This is a genomic window from Mesorhizobium sp. P2_A8, assembly GCF_056404935.1.
This window is the reverse complement of record NZ_JBFUDB010000010.1, coordinates 165,939-183,475: the sequence shown is the minus strand read 5'-3', so window position 1 is coordinate 183,475 and position 17,537 is coordinate 165,939. Positions and strand designations below refer to the sequence as shown.

Sequence of the window (17,537 nt, the reverse complement as noted above, 5' to 3'; positions counted from 1 at the left end):
GGGGCTCGTGCGCTGAGGCCATACGGCAATGAAGCTAAGGATTTCCATCGTTTTCGTGGTTTTGCTGGCGGCGATTCCCCTATCATCTGCGCAAGGCGGTGATGGCGTCGATCAGGCTGGCGCCAAGGCTGCCCTGCTTGAAGCCTATCCCGGCCTTTTTACCATCTCGGGCAACACAGTGACGTGGTCGGATGGTGCCACAATGGTGTGGGATGATGGCAAGACCCGCACCCCTGAGGAGCTGATCAAGTCCCCCGATATCGAGGACATGTTTCACTACGTCTATCCGACGGCCAGTGCCGGAGACCTAATCCCTGACGTGGATTTCGATCCCGGGCGTATTGGCAACGAGGCTTTTTTCAAGAAACTTTATGGGGCCAGTGCCGCAGCGGTCGGCCATCATTTAACAAGCGTCAAATGGCTGCCCAAACTGGGCAAGTATCCGGTTCGGATAACCTCGCTCTTCGGCATTGACGCGCGCCTCTCCAAAATCTCGAATGCCTTGCAAGACATGCCCGTCGACACAAGCCGCTTCGGCCTCAAGCCGGGCGGCGGTTTCAATTGGCGGGTCATCGCCGGTACGGATCAACTCAGCGTCCATTCCTTCGGGGCCGCATTCGACATCAATGTCGGTTATTCCGACTATTGGTTCTGGAACAAGCCCAATGGCAAGGGCCGTATCCCGTTCAAGAACCGCATTCCCCTTTCAATCGTCACGCTGTTTGAAGGACAGGGGTTTATCTGGGGTGGGCGCTGGTATCACTACGACACCATGCATTTCGAATATCGGCCTGAATTGCTGATCTACAAGGAAAAGCAGGGATAGCCGACCCTTGGATGGCTGAGCAGCGGAAACTGGGCGCCATGTATTGATTGTCTGGATGGGATGGTGGGAGTGACAGGATTGAACCTGTGACCCCTGCAATGTCGATGCAGTGCTCGTCGACGGCCCGTCGCTCCATTTGCGAAGCGGCGAGCTCTCACCCCCCTGTCAGGCGGCGCCTTTATCACAAAGCCCATACAACAGGCGCCGGCCATTCCGCGAAGGCAGCCCTGCCATCGTGATATTAGCAGTTATGCAACTGCGACGCATTTCAACTTTGACGTATTGAAGCGGCCCTATGCGCCTTGGTTAAAATCGTACAGTCGAAATGCCTGCCGGACCTCTGGCGCTTCCTCGGCTTTGGCGTGATTTCCTCGATCCGCACCTTGTCGCCGATCTCCTTAGCGAGCGCGAGCGCCTTTTCCTTGTCCTTGGTGGTCAGCTCAGCGCGCCAGTGCGGCTTCTCGAACACGCTCACCATGTAGGTCATTGCCGGCTTATAGCCCAAGGGCATCCTTCACAGACCGCCAGCTCCGCCACCAGCCTAACTGACTATCTGGGAAAGATCGGCGATGTCGCCGTAGATCATCGAACCTTTGACGAGGTAGCACTTGCCACCCAGGACGTCGGCGAGTGAGCTTGACGCGGTGCAAACCGGCAAGTTCACCTTACGGTCCTTGGCATCGGCACAGCCGATGCTGATCGCGAGGATAGCGAGCATGAGAGTCGTTTTGCTCATATTTAGCCCCCCCCTAGAGCCAGCAGGCCCCCTGGGCAGCAAAACCGGGTTGCCGCCCTGCCTTGCCATTAGGTGGAGCAGGGGTTAAGTCGCGCCATCCCTCGATTGGATGACGCTGGCTCATCTATATTAGCTATCGCTGAAAGATCTGCATTAGCTAACGCTTGAAGAACCGCCGCAGGTCGCTCCTGTGGCGGACTTCTTCCTATGGTTTTATGTAGGACCTCGACCGCTTCGACGCTGATCAATGCATTGGTCAACCGAGGTTTTGTAACCGGCCGTAGGCCGCACCGGCCGTCCCGATCCGCGAGCGGCAGCACGGTCGGTTGCGGCTCACACGGATCATTTTAGAGAAATTGAATATTCGAATAAACGGCCTATAATTTGCCAGCCGGCAAAACCACCCCGTTTGCCGGTCAGGCCCGGCGGTCAAACCCCGAGCCCCCCGCCATGGCCGCCGGACCGCTGGAAAAACGATCGGCAACGCTACGACGGCGGTGGCGGGTGAGGCTGCGCAAAGAATCGGTGGCGGAGCGCTGACGGATAGGTCGAATTCCTCACCGCAACCAGCGAAGGGAGGTCATTCCCATGCACACGGCAGCATTGCGGCTTCGATCGATCCGAGAAGTGTTATTGCCGCTGATGGGGTTTACCGACTGGCACGAAGGCGTCAGCGAAGAAGGCACGCCCATTTGGACACGTTACATCGCGAGAACGGACTCATGGGAGGTTCGTCCGATGACGCCCGAAGAGGAAGCCAAGGCTTTCTGGTGGTATCTTCCACCGTTTTGAGCGTCGTCCAGCGCGCCGCCGGCACAGGTCCCGCGGCTGAAAGCACAACGCCGTTGACGAACTAGCCTTGAAAGCCCGCGCCACGGAGGGACCGATGACGCGGGCCGGCCGACGTACCCACCAGCCTGCGACGGAGCCAAGAGCAGCGGCATCCGAAGCATGAACTCAAAACCGCTAATGTTCCCTCTCCAGGGCCCATCGCCTTCAGGCAGCCCAGCCGGGGGGCGATTAGGCTAGCCCCACGGTTGGGCCACTCGACTTGATCAACCGCCTCGTGGCACGCGCCATGGCGAACACAACGGGCGGCTGGATCGACAGCCAGCGCGTCGTCAGGCATCGGCGAGGGGAGGCCGTAACAGAGACGAACAAGCGCCAGCCACCGGTGCGGCTTGGCAGGCGGGTCGGCGTGCCTGGTGCGCTGGGAACGCTTCTGCCCGGACGGCATAGGAAATGGCGATCGACAAAGGATGGCTCGATCCGGCCATCACCGGGCAATCGGCTATCACGCCGCACGTTGTGCGCCACACGCGCGCGGATGTGTTCAAGGGCGTGGATATCTGCGAAGCGGCCGGCGCGCTCGGCATGTCCGCCAAAACGCTCGACAAGGTCTATGGTCACCACCACGTCGATTTCCAGAGGAACGCGGCCCAGGTTTAGAGCCGGCCTCTGTGCCGTTTCTGTGCCAGGAGGGAGAGGTATTAGCTAAGTGTTTGAAAGGATGGTGGGCGTGACAGGGATTGAACCTGTGACCCCTGCAATGTCAATGCAGTGCTCTCCCGCTGAGCTACACGCCCATCCGAAGCCGCGCATACACCATTTTTGATCCAGCGCGTCAATAGCAGGAAAAAGGAAAGAAGGCGTCGTCTCGCCGCAGCGGCGATAAGGGCGCAGAAGCCTTGCTGAGAGAGCGGCTCAGGCCGCGTGCAGCATCTTCTCGACCTCGTTGACGAGGTCGCGCAGGTGGAACGGCTTCGACAACACCTTGGCGTCTTTTGGCGCCTTGGAATCCGGGTTCAGCGCAACGGCGGCGAAACCGGTGATGAACATGACCTTGAGGTCGGGATCGATCTCGGTGGCGCGGCGCGCAAGCTCGATGCCGTCCATCTCCGGCATGACGATGTCGGTCAACAGCAGCGAGAACGGTTCCTCGCGCAGCCGTTCATAGGCACTGGCGCCATTGTCGAAATCGCTGACCTGGTAGCCGGCGCGCTCCAGCGCCTTGACGAGGAACCGACGCATATCGTCGTCGTCTTCTGCCAGAAGAATGCGTGCCATCTTGTCCCGTCCGAATCACCCGCCCGAGATTGCCGTTGGGCAAGCCCGTTAACCATCCTGTATATGAGGAGGTGAGGGTAAACATCAAGTGAACGAGAGCGGGGATGACCCATATTTGCCCGGCGTGTGCTGCCGCTGAAATGCTGGACACGCGGCCAGCAAGGTGGCACTTTCACATCATGATGCACTGGTGTTTTCGGGTTCGTTCAAATTGAAGACGGCAGCCGAGGATTTTTCGGTCTTTCCACCCTTCGAAATCCGGTCGGGCGCCGAGCAGCGCGTTCCCTTCCTCTTCAACTCACCGCATAGCGGCCGCTACTATCCGGAGCGCTTCCTTGCCATGGCAAGGCTGGACCGCAACGCCATCCGCCGGTCGGAAGACTGTTACGTCGACGAGCTGTTCGGCGGTGCCGTCGCGCTCGGTGCGCCGATGCTGGCGGCGAATTTCCCGCGCGCCTATCTCGACGTCAATCGTGAGCCGTGGGAACTCGATCCGCGCATGTTCGCCGAGCCGGTGCCGTCCTTCTGCAACATCCGCTCGGCGCGGGTGGCCGGTGGGCTTGGAACGGTGCCGAAGCTGGTCGGCGAGGGGCTCGACATCTATTCCGGCCGCCTGCCGCTGGCCGAAGCGGTCGCCCGCATCGAGGCCGTCTACAAGCCCTATCACGAAACGCTGAAACGGCTTTTGACCAGAACCCATGCGCGGTTCGGCTTTGCCGTGCTGATCGACTGTCATTCGATGCCGGCGAGCATCCGTGTCGGAGACAACGGCCTGCGACCCGATTTCATCATCGGTGACCGGTTCGGCATCTCGGCCACCGCTGCCTTGACCGAGACGGCGATCGGCCTGCTCACCGCCATGGGCTATACCGTCGCCCACAACAAGCCCTATGCCGGCGGCTTCATCACCGAGCATTATGGCCGACCGGCGCGCCACCTGCACGCGCTGCAGATCGAGGTCAATCGCGGGCTCTACATGAACGAGCGGACATTCGAGAAAGTCGCCGGCTTCGACGCGCTGGCCGACGATTTGACACGATTTTCGGCGGATCTGATGGCAATGCCCGACCATCATTTCATCGACCTGCCGCTGGCTGCGGAGTGAAACTCTAGTCCGGGATAATCGGCGTAAAAAAAGACCGCATCGTTTGCACGATACGGTCGAAGTCTAGGGAGGAAACGCCCAAGGAGGGCATGGACAGGAAAACCTGTCCGAGGTCGAGGGTATGGTGCGCTGCACAAATGTCAAGCGACCTTCAGGCTTTTTTAATTCACTCTGATGTGGAAATTGCGTTTCGATGATGCTTGTGTGACATCCAGGCAACAGGTGTCGTTGCGGAAAATTCGTCGGACACTCTTGTTTTGGTGGGAAATTGGCGGCAGAGCCCGGCTCGGGCATGCTGCAGTGCGGGAGAATCAGTTGGATATCAGCATCGATTTCATGCGCCGCATCGCGCAGGCGGCGGCGGCGGAAACCTTGCCGCGCTTTCGCAGCCAGGGCGCGGTCGCCAACAAGGAAAAGGGCAGTTTCGACCCTGTCACCGAAGCCGATCGCGAGGCCGAACGCGCCATCCGGACGCTGATATCGGCTGAGTATCCCGACCATGGCATTCTCGGCGAGGAGCATGGCAGCGAAAACATTTCTAGCCGGCATGTCTGGGTGATTGACCCCATCGACGGCACGCGCGCCTTCATCTCCGGCCTGCCGGTGTGGGGGACGCTTGTCGGGCTGACGGTCGACGGCGACGCTGTCGCGGGCATGATGTCGCAACCCTTCACCGGTGAGCTTTACTACGCCAATGCCTCGGGCTCCCACTATGAGGGGCCGGGCGGGCCGCGCAAGCTGACAACCCGCAAAACGACGAAGCTCTCCGAGGCGACCCTGTTCACCACCACGCCGGCGCTGTTCAAGGGCGCGGCGCGCGAGCGTTACGACCAGCTAGAGACGCAGGTCCAGCTCGCTCGTTATGGCGCCGATTGCTATGCCTTCGCCATGATCGCGTCGGGAAGCGTCGACATTGTTACCGATCCCGGGCTGAAGCCTTACGACATCGTGGCGCTGATCCCGATCATCGAAAAGGCCGGTGGCATCGTCACCACATTCGACGGCGGGCCGGCGGAAAAGGGTGGTGATGTGCTGGCGGCGGCGACGCCGGAACTGCATGCGGCCGCGATGGCCGCGCTGCGCGGCTGATATCTTCATGCTTTCTTTGTTTTGACGCAAATCCCTGAGGGGAAAGCGCTTCACACTTTTCCGGGAATTGCTTCAGCGCGGCTTGATCGAGCGCTGGAATTCCGCCGGCGTGCGGCCGTAAACCTGCCTGAACGCGGCGCGATGGCCGCAACCCGCTGACCATCGATGTGCCGGTGCGCGGCGCGTTCACCGACGGTGTCGGCACGTTCCTGTGCGACGATGTCTTCGACGGCCGGCCGATCCAGGTTCGTTTCCTCTGGTCAGCGATCATGGAGAATTCGGCACGCTGGGAGCAGGCCTTCTCTGCGGACGGCGGTACGAGCTGGGAGACTAACTGGGTCATGGAGTTCGCCCCGCCAGGCATGAGCCGGTGATCGGCGTCTGTCAGGCCGTGGGGTCGTCGCTACCAGGAATGAAGGCGTCGAAGGCGGCTAGGAGTTGCTCGCGGTAGATGTCGGCTTCCTGCAGGATTTCGTGACGGGAGCCGTCGATCATCAGCAACGAACCAAGCCGCAGCCGCCTGGCATAGGCTTCCACGGCCTTGGTCGAGACGACCTGGTCGGCGCCGGCGGCAATTATCAGCATAGGCACCTGAATGCGGGCCATGAAGTCGGGGTCGCTGACGGCTTCGGATGCCTTCGCGGCCGCCTGCAGCCAGCGGATCGTCGGGCCGCCAAGCGCCAGTTGCGGATACTCTTCATAGATCCGCGTGTTGCGCCGATAGCGCTCCGGGTCACTCGTCAGCTTGTTGGTCTCGAAAGGCGCCGGCACCTTCGGCCGCGGACCCCAGGCGGCATAGAGCCGGCCAAGGCCGAGAGCGCAGAACAGCGAACAGACGCGGCGAACCGTCCTTATCGAGACCGGCAGATCGGGCACGGTGAGGAACGGCGCGATCAGCACCATGCGCCGCACGCGGTTGACCATCGATGGCGTGGCAAGCAGCGTGATCACCGCACCCGCCGAATGGGCAAGGATGTAATACGGACCGCGGCAGTCGGGCAGCACGATCTCCTCGAAGAATTGTTCCAGGTCGGCGGTATAGTCGCGGAAGCTGCGGACATAGCCGCGCTGGCGATCGCGGATCAGGCGGGAGGAATCGCCCTGGCCGCGCCAGTCGAGGGTGGCGACGCCAAAGCCGCGGTCGGCGAGGTTGCGGATGGTTTCGAAATATTTCTCGATGCACTCGTTGCGGCCGGTGAGCACGACCACGGTGCCCTTCAGCGGGCGAGCGGCCGCGCCGAACAGACCGTAGCGGATCTTCTTGCGATCGCGGGTGGTGAAGAAGCCGCCGGTGGCGTTTTCCGGTCGTGGATTGCCCTCGATTTCGTGAAAAAGGGGGGTGTCGGGGAAGAGATCCGTCATTCGGCGCTTCGTGCTCGGCGTCTGGCGTGCCCGTCCATGCTGGCTGGCTCCGCTAAGGTGATAGACGCCCATGCGCCAAAAGCAAAGGAATTCCCGGTGATGAGAAGCTGCAAATGGAAAGGCCGGAAGCCGCTTGAATGCGTGCTTCCGGCCTCTGTCGATCCGGGAGGAAGGGACGTTACACCCGGTTCGGCCTCGTTGCGGCGCCTTGAGAGCGGTTCATCGTTTCACAGAAACGCAGACCCGCTCTATCTCTTTGTTTTGACGCAATTCCTGAGGAAAAGCGCTACGCGCTTTTCCCGGGAAAACCGCTTCACACTTTTCCTGGAATTGCTCAATCCAGCGCCGCCAATCCTTGATCTTAGGCTCACTCTAACGCGGGCTGTCTGAACGCGCGCCGAAGCGCTGGTTCATCTGCCGTTCATCAACGACCAGCCGCACGGGCTTTTTGCCAGCAGGCGAAATCTTGAAATGCATTCGAGCGCTCCCCAAATGTCGGATGCGGTCGCCAATACTGGGGCCGCTGGTCCAGCCGAAACGCCGCTCAAGGGTTTCGCAACGGCCATACGCAAACCATGTTGCTCAACAGGAGAACACCTCATGCGTCACGTTGATTTTTCCCCGCTTTATCGCTCGACGGTCGGCTTCGACCGTCTCTTCACCATGCTCGATTCGCTTGCGCAGCCGGATGGCGCGCAGACCTATCCGCCCTACAACATCGAGCGCACCGGCGAGGATTCCTACCGGATCTCGATGGCGGTTGCCGGTTTCTCGGACGAGGAGATCTCGATCGAAGCCCACCGCAATGTGCTCACCGTGAAGGGCGAGCGCAAGGAAGAGGGCACTGGCGAAGGTTCCGAACTGCTTTATCGCGGCATTGCCTCGAGGGCTTTCGAGCGCCGCTTCCAGCTTGCCGATCACGTCGAAGTCGTCGGTGCTTCGCTGAAGAACGGCCTGCTGTTCGTCGACCTCAAGCGCAACATTCCCGAGGAATTGAAGCCGCGCAAGATTGCCATTACGGCGTCTTCGGCCAAGGCCAAGCAGATCGAGGCCAAGACCGCCAACTGAACCAATAGCCTCCCAAGGCAAGGCGGCGCCGAAAGGTGCCGCCTTTTTTGTTGTCCGTGATACCGCCAGAGCCTGTTTGTTCCATGCCGATTGAACGGGATGGGGCTCTATCTGCTTGTACGAGGCATGATCTTTTTCGAAAACCGGTATCCACTTTTCGGGATCATGCTCTAGCCAGCGATCAGCTGGCCAAAGCGGTCGACTTCATCGGCCGTCGTCGCAAAGCTGGTGACGAAGCGATAGAGCAACTCGTCCTCGCCTATATGGCCGTCAAAGCCATGCGGCTTGTGCCAGTCGTAGAAGGCAGCACCCGCTGCCTGCAGCTTTTCGGCCTCGGCTTTCTTGATCACCGCGAACACCTCGTTGGCCTGCGGCAGCCAGGCCAACTTCGCCGTGGCCGAATCCTCGATCGCCGCCGCGAGACGCGCGGCCATGGCGTTGGCGTGGCGGGCGGTGTCCAGCCACAATCCATCCTTGAAATAGGCCGCGAACTGCGCCGCGACGAAGCGCGATTTCGAAAACAGCTGGGCAGCGCGCTTGCGCAGGAAGGCCAATTCCCTGGCACGGTCGAGATCGAACAGGACGATCGCCTCGGCGCACCAGCAGCCGTTCTTGGTGCCGCCGAAAGAGAGGATATCGACGCCGCGTTTCCAGGTCATTTCGGCCGGCGTCGTGTCCAGCGCGACCAGCGCGTTGGCAAAGCGGGCGCCGTCCATGTGCAACGGCACGGAATGTTTCTTGGCGATGGCCGAGATCGCGGCGATGTCGTTCAGCCCGTAGATGGTGCCAACCTCGGTCGACTGGGTGATCGAAACAGCCATCGGCCTTCCCCAATGGACGATTTCGGGCGCGAAGCGGCCGATGGTCCTCTCCAGATTGTGCGGATCTATCTTGCCGAGCGCGCCATCAATCGCATGCAGTCGCGAGCCGCAAAAATATTCCGGCGCACCGCATTCATCTTCGATCACATGCGATTCGCGGTGGGCGAAGGAAATGCCGCCAGGCTTGTTATAGGCGGTCAGCGACAGCGAGTTGGCGGCTGTGCCGGTCGCCACGAAGAACACCGCGACTTCGCGCTCGAAAATCTCGCTGAAGTGCCGGTAGACGGCCTGGTCAAGCGCACCGTCGCCATAGGCGGGGGAAAAACCACCGGCATTGGCCGACAGGCCGGCCACGATATTGGGATGGGCGCCTGCCCAATTGTCGGAAGCGAAGAACATGCATCTGCCCGTGTGTTGTGGAAATCAGTGTTTTGGGGAAATCGGTCGGACGTTGACCGGTTTCGCGTGCTGACCGCAAGGGCCAGACGCCGGAAAACCATTAAAGCCAGTCAACCGGGCAGGGCAGCAGCTGGCGACCGAAGCTTACGTTTCTCCTCAACTTCACGTAATTTTCTGTCGCCAGCGGCCCAAGTTTTTTGTGAATCGGTCTTGTGCGCGTTCAGGATTTCTGTCATAAAAATTTAGGACAGTAGTGCTGTCTTATTTTGTCGCACAAAACGAGCTGGATTGGCGTATCATTTGGGCCTCTCCGGCTGTTGCTGCGAGCGACAGGTTGGACAGCCAGACTTTGGCCTGTACGAATAGGAACCATGCGGAACGCCGCCTGGTTCGGCAAGGATTTCGCAAGACGTGCCGCAAGGATCAGGGTGAGCCAGGCGCTTGCCGAGGCAAACCGGCGCCCGAAGGGCTGGGAATGGAGGACAGGAGATGACGGACATGACGCACTCTGCGACGAACGGCCAGGCCGCGCAGACGAAAGCGGCAACCGTCAAAAATACGTTCCGAACCAGCACGGGCTTTTCCGCCCACGGCCTCTACGATCCGCGCAACGAGCATGATGCGTGCGGCGTCGGCTTCATCGTCAACATGAAGGGCGTGAAGTCGCATCAGATCGTCAAGGACGGCCTTGCCGTGCTCGAAAACCTGACGCATCGCGGCGCCGTCGGCGCCGATCCGCTGGTCGGCGATGGCGCCGGCGTGCTGGTGCAGCTCCCGGATCGTTTCTTCCGCGAGGAGATGGCAGCCCAGGGCATCGACCTGCCGCCGGCGGGTCAGTACGGCGTCGGACACTGGTTCATGCCGCAGGACGCTGCCTTGCGCGCCCATATCGAGGACATCATCGCCGAATCGGCGCAGTCCGAGGGGCTTCCGCTCATCGGGTTCCGTGACGTGCCCGTCGACAATTCGTCCCTGTCGAAGGCGCCTGACATCGTGGCGTCCGAGCCGTTCCATCGGCAGGTCTTCATCGGCCGCACATCAGACATCCCCGACGACGAGGAGTACGAGGCCAGGCTCTATCTGCTGCGCAAGGTCATATCGGGCCGCATCTACGCCGAGAACGACAACAAGGACATCGGCTCCTACTGCGTGTCGCTGTCGGCACGGACCATTGTCTACAAGGGTATGTTCCTGGCCTATCAGGTCGGTGCCTACTACAAGGACCTGACCGACCCGCGCTTCGAAACCGCGCTGATCCTCGTCCACCAGCGGTTCTCGACCAACACTTTCCCGTCATGGAAGCTGGCGCATCCGTACCGCATGGTCGCCCACAATGGCGAGATCAACACCGTGCGCGGCAACAACAACTGGATGGCGGCGCGACAGGCGTCCGTCGATTCCGAACTGTTCGGCAACAACATCTCGAAGCTTTGGCCGATTTCCTACGAAGGCCAGTCCGACACCGCCTGCTTCGACAATGCGCTCGAGTTCCTGTTCCAAGGCGGCTACAGCCTCAGCCATGCGATGATGATGCTGATCCCGGAAGCCTGGGCCGGCAACAAGCTCATGGATGCCGACCGCAAGGCTTTCTACGAGTACCATGCAGCGCTGATGGAGCCGTGGGACGGACCGGCGGCAGTCGTCTTCACCGATGGCCGCCAGATTGGCGCCACGCTGGACCGCAACGGACTGCGCCCGGCGCGCTACATCGTCACCGACGACGACCGCGTCATCATGGCCTCGGAAGCCGGCGTGCTGCCGGTGCCGGAAGAGAAGATCGTCAAGAAGTGGCGTCTGCAGCCCGGCCGCATGCTGCTGATCGACCTGGAGAAAGGGCGCATCGTTTCCGACGAGGAGCTCAAGTCGGAGATCGCGACCAAGCATCCTTACAAGACCTGGCTCGCCAACACGCAGCTCATCCTCGAAGACCTGAAGCCGGTCGAACCGCGCGCGCTGCGCAAGGATGTCAGCCTGCTCGATCGCCAGCAGGCGTTCGGCTACACGCAGGAAGACACAAAGCTGTTGATGTCGCCGATGGCGACGACTGGCCAGGAAGCGGTGGGTTCGATGGGCACCGACACGCCGATCTCGGCGATGTCGGACAAGTCGAAGCTGCTCTACACCTATTTCAAGCAGAACTTCGCCCAGGTCACCAACCCGCCGATCGATCCGATCCGCGAGGAGCTGGTGATGAGCCTGGTGTCCTTCATCGGGCCGCGGCCGAACATCTTCGACCTGGTCGGCAATTCGCGCCGCAAGCGGCTCGAGGTGCGCCAGCCGATCCTGACCAATGGCGATCTGGAAAAGATCCGCTCCATCGGCCACACCGAGGACCGCTTCGACACCAAGACGATCGACATCACCTACGGCTCCAATGAAGGGGCCGCGGGCATGCAGGGCGCCATCGACCGCTTGTGCGAGCGGGCGGAGGCGGCGGTCGCCGGCGGCTACAACATCATCATCCTGTCCGACCGCCAGGTGGGGCCGGACCGCATCGCCATCCCGGCGCTTCTGGCGACGGCCGCGGTGCATCATCACCTGATCCGCAAGGGGCTGCGCACCTCGGTCGGCCTTGTCGTCGAATCCGGCGAGCCGCGCGAAGTGCATCATTTCTGCTGCCTTGCCGGCTATGGCGCCGAGGCGATCAACCCGTACCTTGCCTTCGATACGCTGCTCGACATGCACAAGCGCGGCGAACTGCCGAAAGAGGTCGACGCCTACGAAGTCGTCACGCGCTACATCAAGTCGATCGGCAAGGGCATCCTCAAGGTGATGTCCAAGATGGGCATCTCGACCTACCAGTCCTATTGCGGCGCGCAGATCTTCGACGCCATCGGATTGAAAACCGATTTCGTGCAGCAGTATTTCACCGGCACCGCGACGCTGATTGAAGGCGTCGGGCTGGACGAGATCGCAAGCGAGACGCTCAGCCGCCACAATGACGGATTCGGCAACGATCCGGTGCTGCGCAACAGCCTCGAAGTGGGCGGCGAATACATGTTCCGCATGCGCGGCGAGGCGCATATGTGGTCGCCCGACGCGGTCGCCACCTTGCAGCACGCCGTGCGCCAGGGCTCGTGGGAGACGTTCAAGGACTATTCCGCGCAGATCGACAGCGAGACGGCTCGCGCCCAGACCATTCGCGGCCTGTTCAGGATCAAGCTGGCCGAGGAGAGCGGCCGCAAGAAGGTCGCGCTCGACGACGTCATGTCGGCGGCCGACATCGTCAAGCGGTTCTCGACCGGGGCGATGTCCTTCGGCTCGATATCGCGCGAAGCGCACACCACGCTGGCGCGTGCGATGAACGCTATCGGTGGCAAGTCGAACACCGGAGAGGGTGGCGAAGAGGCCGACCGCTACCTGCCGCTGCCCGGCGGCGGCAAGAACCCCGAACGCTCGGCGATCAAGCAGATCGCCTCGGGCCGTTTCGGCGTGACGGCCGAATATCTCGTCAACTCCGACATGATGCAGATCAAGGTGGCGCAGGGCGCCAAGCCCGGCGAGGGCGGCCAGTTGCCCGGCCACAAGGTCGACGCGACCATCGCCAAGGTCCGGCATTCGACGCCGGGCGTCGGCCTGATCTCGCCGCCGCCGCATCACGACATCTATTCGATCGAGGATCTGGCGCAGCTGATCTACGATCTGAAGAACGTCAATCCGGCGGCCGACGTGTCGGTCAAGCTGGTGTCGGAAGTCGGCGTCGGCACGGTTGCGGCGGGCGTCGCCAAGGCGCGTGCCGACCACATCACCATCTCGGGCTATGATGGCGGCACCGGTGCGTCGCCGCTGACATCGCTCAAGCATGCCGGCAGCCCGTGGGAAATGGGCCTTGCCGAGACGCACCAGACGCTGGTGCTTAACGGCTTGCGCTCGCGCGTGGCGCTGCAGGTCGATGGCGGCTTGCGCACCGGCCGCGACGTCATCATCGGCGCGCTGCTCGGCGCCGACGAGTTCGGCTTCTCGACCGCGCCGCTGATCGCGGCCGGCTGCATCATGATGCGCAAGTGCCATCTCAACACCTGCCCGGTCGGCGTGGCGACGCAGGATCCGGTGCTGCGCAAGCGCTTCAAGGGCACGCCCGAACATGTCATCAACTTCTTCTTCTACGTGGCGGAAGAAGTGCGCGAGCTGCTCGCCGAGATGGGCTACACCCATATCGACCAGATCATCGGCGACACCGACCTCCTGGAAAAGCGCGACTTGATCGTGCACTGGAAGGCGCGGGGGCTCGATTTCTCGAAGATGTTCTTCAAGCCGGACGCGCCGCATGAAGCGGTGCACTGGACCGAGCGGCAGAAGCACCCGATCGACGACGTGCTCGACCGCAAGCTGATCGAACTGGCCAAGCCGGCGCTCGAGAGCAAGCAGCCGGTCAAGATCGAGGTCGACATCCGCAATGTCGACCGCTCGGCGGGCGCCATGCTGTCGGGCGAAGTGGCCAAGCGCTTCAAGCACAAGGGCCTGCGCGAGGACACGATCTCGGTGAAGCTGACCGGCACCGCCGGCCAGTCCTTCGGCGCCTTCCTGGCGCGCGGCATCTCGTTCGAGCTTGTCGGCGCAGGCAACGACTATGTCGGCAAGGGCCTGTCGGGCGGCCGCATCGTCATCCGGCCGCCTGAAGAGGCCAAGATTGTCGCGGCCGAGTCCATCATCGTCGGCAATACCGTGCTTTATGGCGCGACCGAGGGCGAGGCTTACTTCGCCGGCGTCGCCGGCGAGCGCTTCGCGGTGCGCAACTCGGGTGTTGCGGCCGTCGTCGAAGGCGTCGGCGACCATGGCTGCGAGTACATGACCGGCGGCATTGTCGTCGTCATCGGCAAGACTGGCCGCAACTTCGCCGCCGGCATGTCAGGCGGCGTCGCCTATGTGCTGGACGAGGCGGGTGATTTCGCCGAGCGCTGCAACATGGCGATGGTCGAGCTGGAGCCGGTTCCCGAAGAGGACGACCTGATGGAAAGGCTGTTGCATCATGGCGGCGACCTTGACCACAAGGGTCGCGTCGACGTGTCCGGCGACATGACCAGCCATGACGAGGAGCGGCTTTACCAGCTGATCTCGAACCATGTGCACTACACCGGTTCGGTGCGCGGCCGCGAGATCCTCGACGACTGGACGACTTTCCGGCCGAAATTCCGCAAGATCATGCCGGTCGAATACCGCCGCGCCCTGATCGAGATGGAACGCATGCGCATGGGCGTGGCGGCGGAATAGACTTATGCGTTGCCGGGAGGCGCTGGCTTCCCGGCCCACTTTCATCGACAGTTTGACCTCGAGGGCAAGGTTGCCATGGCTGCCTCAAGAGGTTAACGGGTGCGGCGAAAACCGCACCATCTGGACAGCAGGAACTGGACTATGGGCAAGGTAACAGGCTTTCTTGAAATCGACCGGCAGGTGCACAAGTACCAGCCGGCCTCCGACCGCATCCGGCATTTCCGCGAATTCACGCTGCCGATGTCGGACAAGGAGGTCGAGAAACAGGCCGCGCGCTGCATGGATTGCGGCATTCCGTTCTGCCATGGACCGACGGGCTGCCCGATCCACAACCAGATCCCCGACTGGAACGACCTCGTCTACAATGGCGACTGGGACAACGCGATCCGCAACCTGCATTCGACCAACAACTTCCCGGAGTTCACCGGCCGCATCTGCCCGGCGCCCTGCGAGGAAGCCTGCACGCTGAACCTCGAGGACATTCCTGTCGCCATCAAGACGGTCGAGCAGGCGATTGCCGACAAGGCCTATGAGACCGGCCATATCAGGCCCTATCCGCCGGAGAAGAAGACAGGCAAGCGCGTCGCCGTCATCGGCTCCGGCCCGGCCGGCATGGCGGCTGCCCAGCAGCTTGGCCGCGCCGGCCACGACGTCCATGTCTATGAGCGCGAAAGCCGGCCGGGCGGGCTGATGCGCTACGGCATTCCCGACTTCAAGATCGAGAAGCACTATATCGACCGGCGCATCGAGCAGATGCAGGGCGAGGGCGTGACTTTTTATTGCGGCGTCAATGTCGGCGTCGACAAGACGGTGAACGAGCTGCTGGCCGAGTACGATGCGGTGCTCTATTGCGGCGGGTCGGAAACACCCCGCGCGGCCGGTATTCCGGGTGACGATCTCGGCGGCGTGCATGACGCGATGCCCTATCTGGTGCAGCAGAACCGGCGGGTCGGTGGCGAGCCGATCCAGTCGGTGGCGTGGCCGTCGCATCCGATCATCGCGGGCGGCCAGCATGTCGTCGTTGTCGGCGGCGGCGACACCGCCTCCGACTGCGTCGGCACTGCTTTCCGCCAGGGTGCGGTGCGCGTCACCCAGCTCGACATCCGCCCACAGCCGCCGGAGAAGGAAGACAAGCTTTCGGTCTGGCCCTACTGGGCGACCAAGATGCGTACCTCGTCCTCGCAGGCCGAAGGGGCGGAGCGCGAATTCCAGGTGGCGACGCTCGAATTTATCGGCGAGGAAGGCCAGCTGACCGGCGTCAAGTGCTGCGAGGTCGACGACAAGCGCAAGCCGATCGCCGGCACCGAATTCGTCATCCGCGCCGATCTTGCCTTCATCGCCATCGGCTTTGCCGGTCCGACCACCGCCGGCCTGGTCTCTGAACTGGACGGCCAGATGAAAATCGTCACCGACAGCCGCCGTTCCAGGAATGTCGAGGCCAATGACCGCGACTACAGGACCAGCGTCGACAGGCTCTACGCGGCGGGCGACGTGCGCCGCGGCCAGTCGCTGGTCGTCTGGGCGATCCGCGAGGGCCGCCAGGCAGCGCGTTCGATCGATGAGGCGTTGATGGGCTCGAGCGTCCTGCCGCGTTAAGGGTTGATCGCCGTCGTCGTGTCGGTCGTGGCTGCCGCCGCAGCAGGCTGCGCCCGGGGTGGCCAGGAGAAATCGTCGGCGCGGCCGGGCGAAGCCTGCGGTGCCTTGCCCTCGACCACCAGCCTTTCGCCGGGCAGGTTCGGGTTGGCCTTTGCCGGCGGCGGTGCCGCGCCCAGAAGTTCGGAGCCGCCATCGAGTGCCGGATCGCTGAGCAGCATCGGCACGGTGCGGTCGATCACAATCGGAGCCGCGGCCGGCCCGGGCGCTTCGACGGGCGCGCCTGCCGGTGCGGTCGCCGGGACCACGCCTCCGGGCGCGGCGAGGCCGAGGATCTTCATCAGCGGCTTTTCGGTATAGAAGGCGAGCTTGCGCTTGCCTGCCTTCGAGACGTTGATGCCGTCGTCGGCACGCAGCCGAACCGGCTGGCCGTTCATGTCGGGGCCGCTGGGGACGAAGGCGCCGTTCTCGTCGACGAAGCCATCCCAGACGTCGACGAATTCGCCGCCATGGCTTTCCGCCGTCTGATGGTAGATGTCGTTGAAGGCCAGCATGTCGGAGGTCATCTTCGGTACCCGGAACGCCGGCATGCCAACCCACACGAAGGGCACCTTGGCGTCGGCGATGGCCTTGCCGAGTGCATCGGTGCGGCGCTCATATTCCTTGGTCCAGTTCTCGGACCGAGGCTGCTCGCGCACATCCCCCACCCTCATCTGCTGACGGTCGTTGGACCCCAACATGACGACCACGGCGGCGGGTTTCTCGGTCTCGATCAGCGTCTTGATCTGCTCGGGCCAGTTGTAGAAGTCGTCGCGCACGAAGCCGGATGAACCATTGCTGCGAACCACGATCCTGATGCCTGGGTTTTCCGCAAAGGCGGTGTCGAGGCCTTCGGCAAGCCCGGACGCCATGAAGTCGCCGACCACCAGGACGGTGCGGGCATCCGGGACTTTCTCGGCGATCGGTGTTTGCGGTTCGGCCGGCGCACGCGGGACGCGGGGTTTGCGCGGCTTTGGCTTCGCCTTCTGGATGTTCATCGGCGGCTCGATCCGCTCGCTGCGGCGCGGGAACAAAAGGTCGCGCAACGACCAGCCGCGGTTTTGCTGTTCCTGCGCCATGGCGGGGGCATGAAAGGCGCCGGCCAAACCGACTGCGAGCACGACGACAGCCAGAACGAGCACCGGCATGCGACGAACAAGCCCTGCGATGCGCGCAGCCGAAGCCAATCTTTTCCTCCATCCCTTGGCGCTTCTTTCGAAA

15 protein-coding genes and 2 tRNA genes are annotated in these 17,537 nt (G+C 62.3%); 9 read left to right on the top strand and 8 right to left on the bottom strand.

What is annotated here, in order from left to right; all coding sequences use genetic code 11:
* The first annotated feature begins 28 nt into the window (after positions 1-28).
* Positions 29-826 carry a M15 family metallopeptidase gene (locus tag AC1D10_RS28060; RefSeq protein WP_477277684.1) on the top strand — a complete coding sequence of 266 codons (798 nt, stop codon included), beginning with the start codon at positions 29-31 and terminating at the stop codon, positions 824-826.
* A gap of 61 nt (positions 827-887) precedes the next feature.
* Here AC1D10_RS28060 and AC1D10_RS28055 read toward each other — a convergent pair.
* The 3 genes from AC1D10_RS28055 to AC1D10_RS28045 all read right to left on the bottom strand — a co-directional run bounded on the left by AC1D10_RS28055 (position 888) and on the right by AC1D10_RS28045 (position 1,562).
* Positions 888-988, bottom strand: a tRNA-Val gene (locus AC1D10_RS28055).
* Positions 989-1,094: 106 nt separating this feature from the next.
* Positions 1,095-1,331 carry a hypothetical protein gene (locus tag AC1D10_RS28050; protein WP_477277682.1) on the bottom strand — a complete coding sequence of 79 codons (237 nt, stop codon included), beginning with the start codon at positions 1,329-1,331 and terminating at the stop codon, positions 1,095-1,097.
* A 36-nt stretch (positions 1,332-1,367) separates the two neighbouring features.
* Positions 1,368-1,562 (bottom strand): hypothetical protein, encoded by a 195-nt coding sequence (locus tag AC1D10_RS28045; protein WP_477277680.1) that lies wholly within the window; start codon positions 1,560-1,562, stop codon positions 1,368-1,370.
* A gap of 588 nt (positions 1,563-2,150) precedes the next feature.
* Between AC1D10_RS28045 and AC1D10_RS28040 the strand changes: the two genes are divergently transcribed.
* Positions 2,151-2,354, top strand: coding sequence for a hypothetical protein (locus tag AC1D10_RS28040; protein ID WP_477277678.1), 204 nt, complete (start codon positions 2,151-2,153; stop codon positions 2,352-2,354).
* 450 nt (positions 2,355-2,804) lie between these two features.
* The gene (locus AC1D10_RS28035; protein ID WP_477277677.1) at positions 2,805-3,011 is read left to right on the top strand and encodes a hypothetical protein; all 207 of its coding nucleotides are present in this window, start codon (positions 2,805-2,807) and stop codon (positions 3,009-3,011) included.
* Between the two features lie 62 nt (positions 3,012-3,073).
* Here the strand turns inward: AC1D10_RS28035 and AC1D10_RS28030 are convergent.
* Positions 3,074-3,148, bottom strand: a tRNA-Val gene (locus tag AC1D10_RS28030).
* A 118-nt stretch (positions 3,149-3,266) separates the two neighbouring features.
* A complete protein-coding gene (cpdR, locus tag AC1D10_RS28025; RefSeq protein ID WP_010911372.1) occupies positions 3,267-3,629 on the bottom strand; it encodes a cell cycle two-component system response regulator CpdR in 363 nt (120 codons plus the stop codon).
* A 163-nt stretch (positions 3,630-3,792) separates the two neighbouring features.
* Between cpdR and AC1D10_RS28020 the strand changes: the two genes are divergently transcribed.
* The 3 genes from AC1D10_RS28020 (at position 3,793) to AC1D10_RS28010 (ending at position 6,197) form a co-directional block, all read left to right on the top strand.
* Positions 3,793-4,734, top strand: coding sequence for an N-formylglutamate amidohydrolase (locus tag AC1D10_RS28020; RefSeq protein WP_477277674.1), 942 nt, complete (start codon positions 3,793-3,795; stop codon positions 4,732-4,734).
* A gap of 315 nt (positions 4,735-5,049) precedes the next feature.
* Complete coding sequence (gene hisN, locus AC1D10_RS28015; RefSeq protein ID WP_477277672.1) at positions 5,050-5,823, top strand: histidinol-phosphatase; 774 nt, start codon at positions 5,050-5,052, stop codon at positions 5,821-5,823.
* 173 nt (positions 5,824-5,996) lie between these two features.
* Entirely contained in the window at positions 5,997-6,197 is a 201-nt protein-coding gene (locus tag AC1D10_RS28010) for a hypothetical protein (protein WP_477277670.1), read from the top strand.
* A 10-nt stretch (positions 6,198-6,207) separates the two neighbouring features.
* On the opposite strand, the gene AC1D10_RS28005 is transcribed toward AC1D10_RS28010, so the two are convergent.
* Positions 6,208-7,185: an alpha/beta fold hydrolase gene (locus AC1D10_RS28005; RefSeq protein WP_477277668.1), complete on the bottom strand. Its 978-nt coding sequence runs from the start codon at positions 7,183-7,185 to the stop codon at positions 6,208-6,210.
* A gap of 600 nt (positions 7,186-7,785) precedes the next feature.
* Between AC1D10_RS28005 and AC1D10_RS28000 the strand changes: the two genes are divergently transcribed.
* The gene (locus tag AC1D10_RS28000) at positions 7,786-8,253 is read left to right on the top strand and encodes an Hsp20 family protein (protein ID WP_477277666.1); all 468 of its coding nucleotides are present in this window, start codon (positions 7,786-7,788) and stop codon (positions 8,251-8,253) included.
* A 170-nt stretch (positions 8,254-8,423) separates the two neighbouring features.
* On the opposite strand, the gene AC1D10_RS27995 is transcribed toward AC1D10_RS28000, so the two are convergent.
* A complete protein-coding gene (locus AC1D10_RS27995) occupies positions 8,424-9,473 on the bottom strand; it encodes a threonine aldolase family protein (protein WP_477277664.1) in 1,050 nt (349 codons plus the stop codon).
* Between the two features lie 489 nt (positions 9,474-9,962).
* Here AC1D10_RS27995 and gltB point away from each other — a divergent pair, with 489 nt between their 5' ends.
* Entirely contained in the window at positions 9,963-14,684 is a 4,722-nt protein-coding gene (gltB, locus tag AC1D10_RS27990; RefSeq protein ID WP_477277662.1) for a glutamate synthase large subunit, read from the top strand.
* 141 nt (positions 14,685-14,825) lie between these two features.
* Positions 14,826-16,280, top strand: a complete 1,455-nt coding sequence (locus AC1D10_RS27985; RefSeq protein ID WP_477277660.1) for a glutamate synthase subunit beta — start codon at positions 14,826-14,828, stop codon at positions 16,278-16,280.
* On the opposite strand, the gene AC1D10_RS27980 is transcribed toward AC1D10_RS27985, so the two are convergent.
* Complete coding sequence (locus tag AC1D10_RS27980) at positions 16,277-17,503, bottom strand: SGNH/GDSL hydrolase family protein (RefSeq protein ID WP_477277658.1); 1,227 nt, start codon at positions 17,501-17,503, stop codon at positions 16,277-16,279. The genes AC1D10_RS27985 and AC1D10_RS27980 overlap by 4 nt on opposite strands.
* Positions 17,504-17,537: the final 34 nt, after the last annotated feature.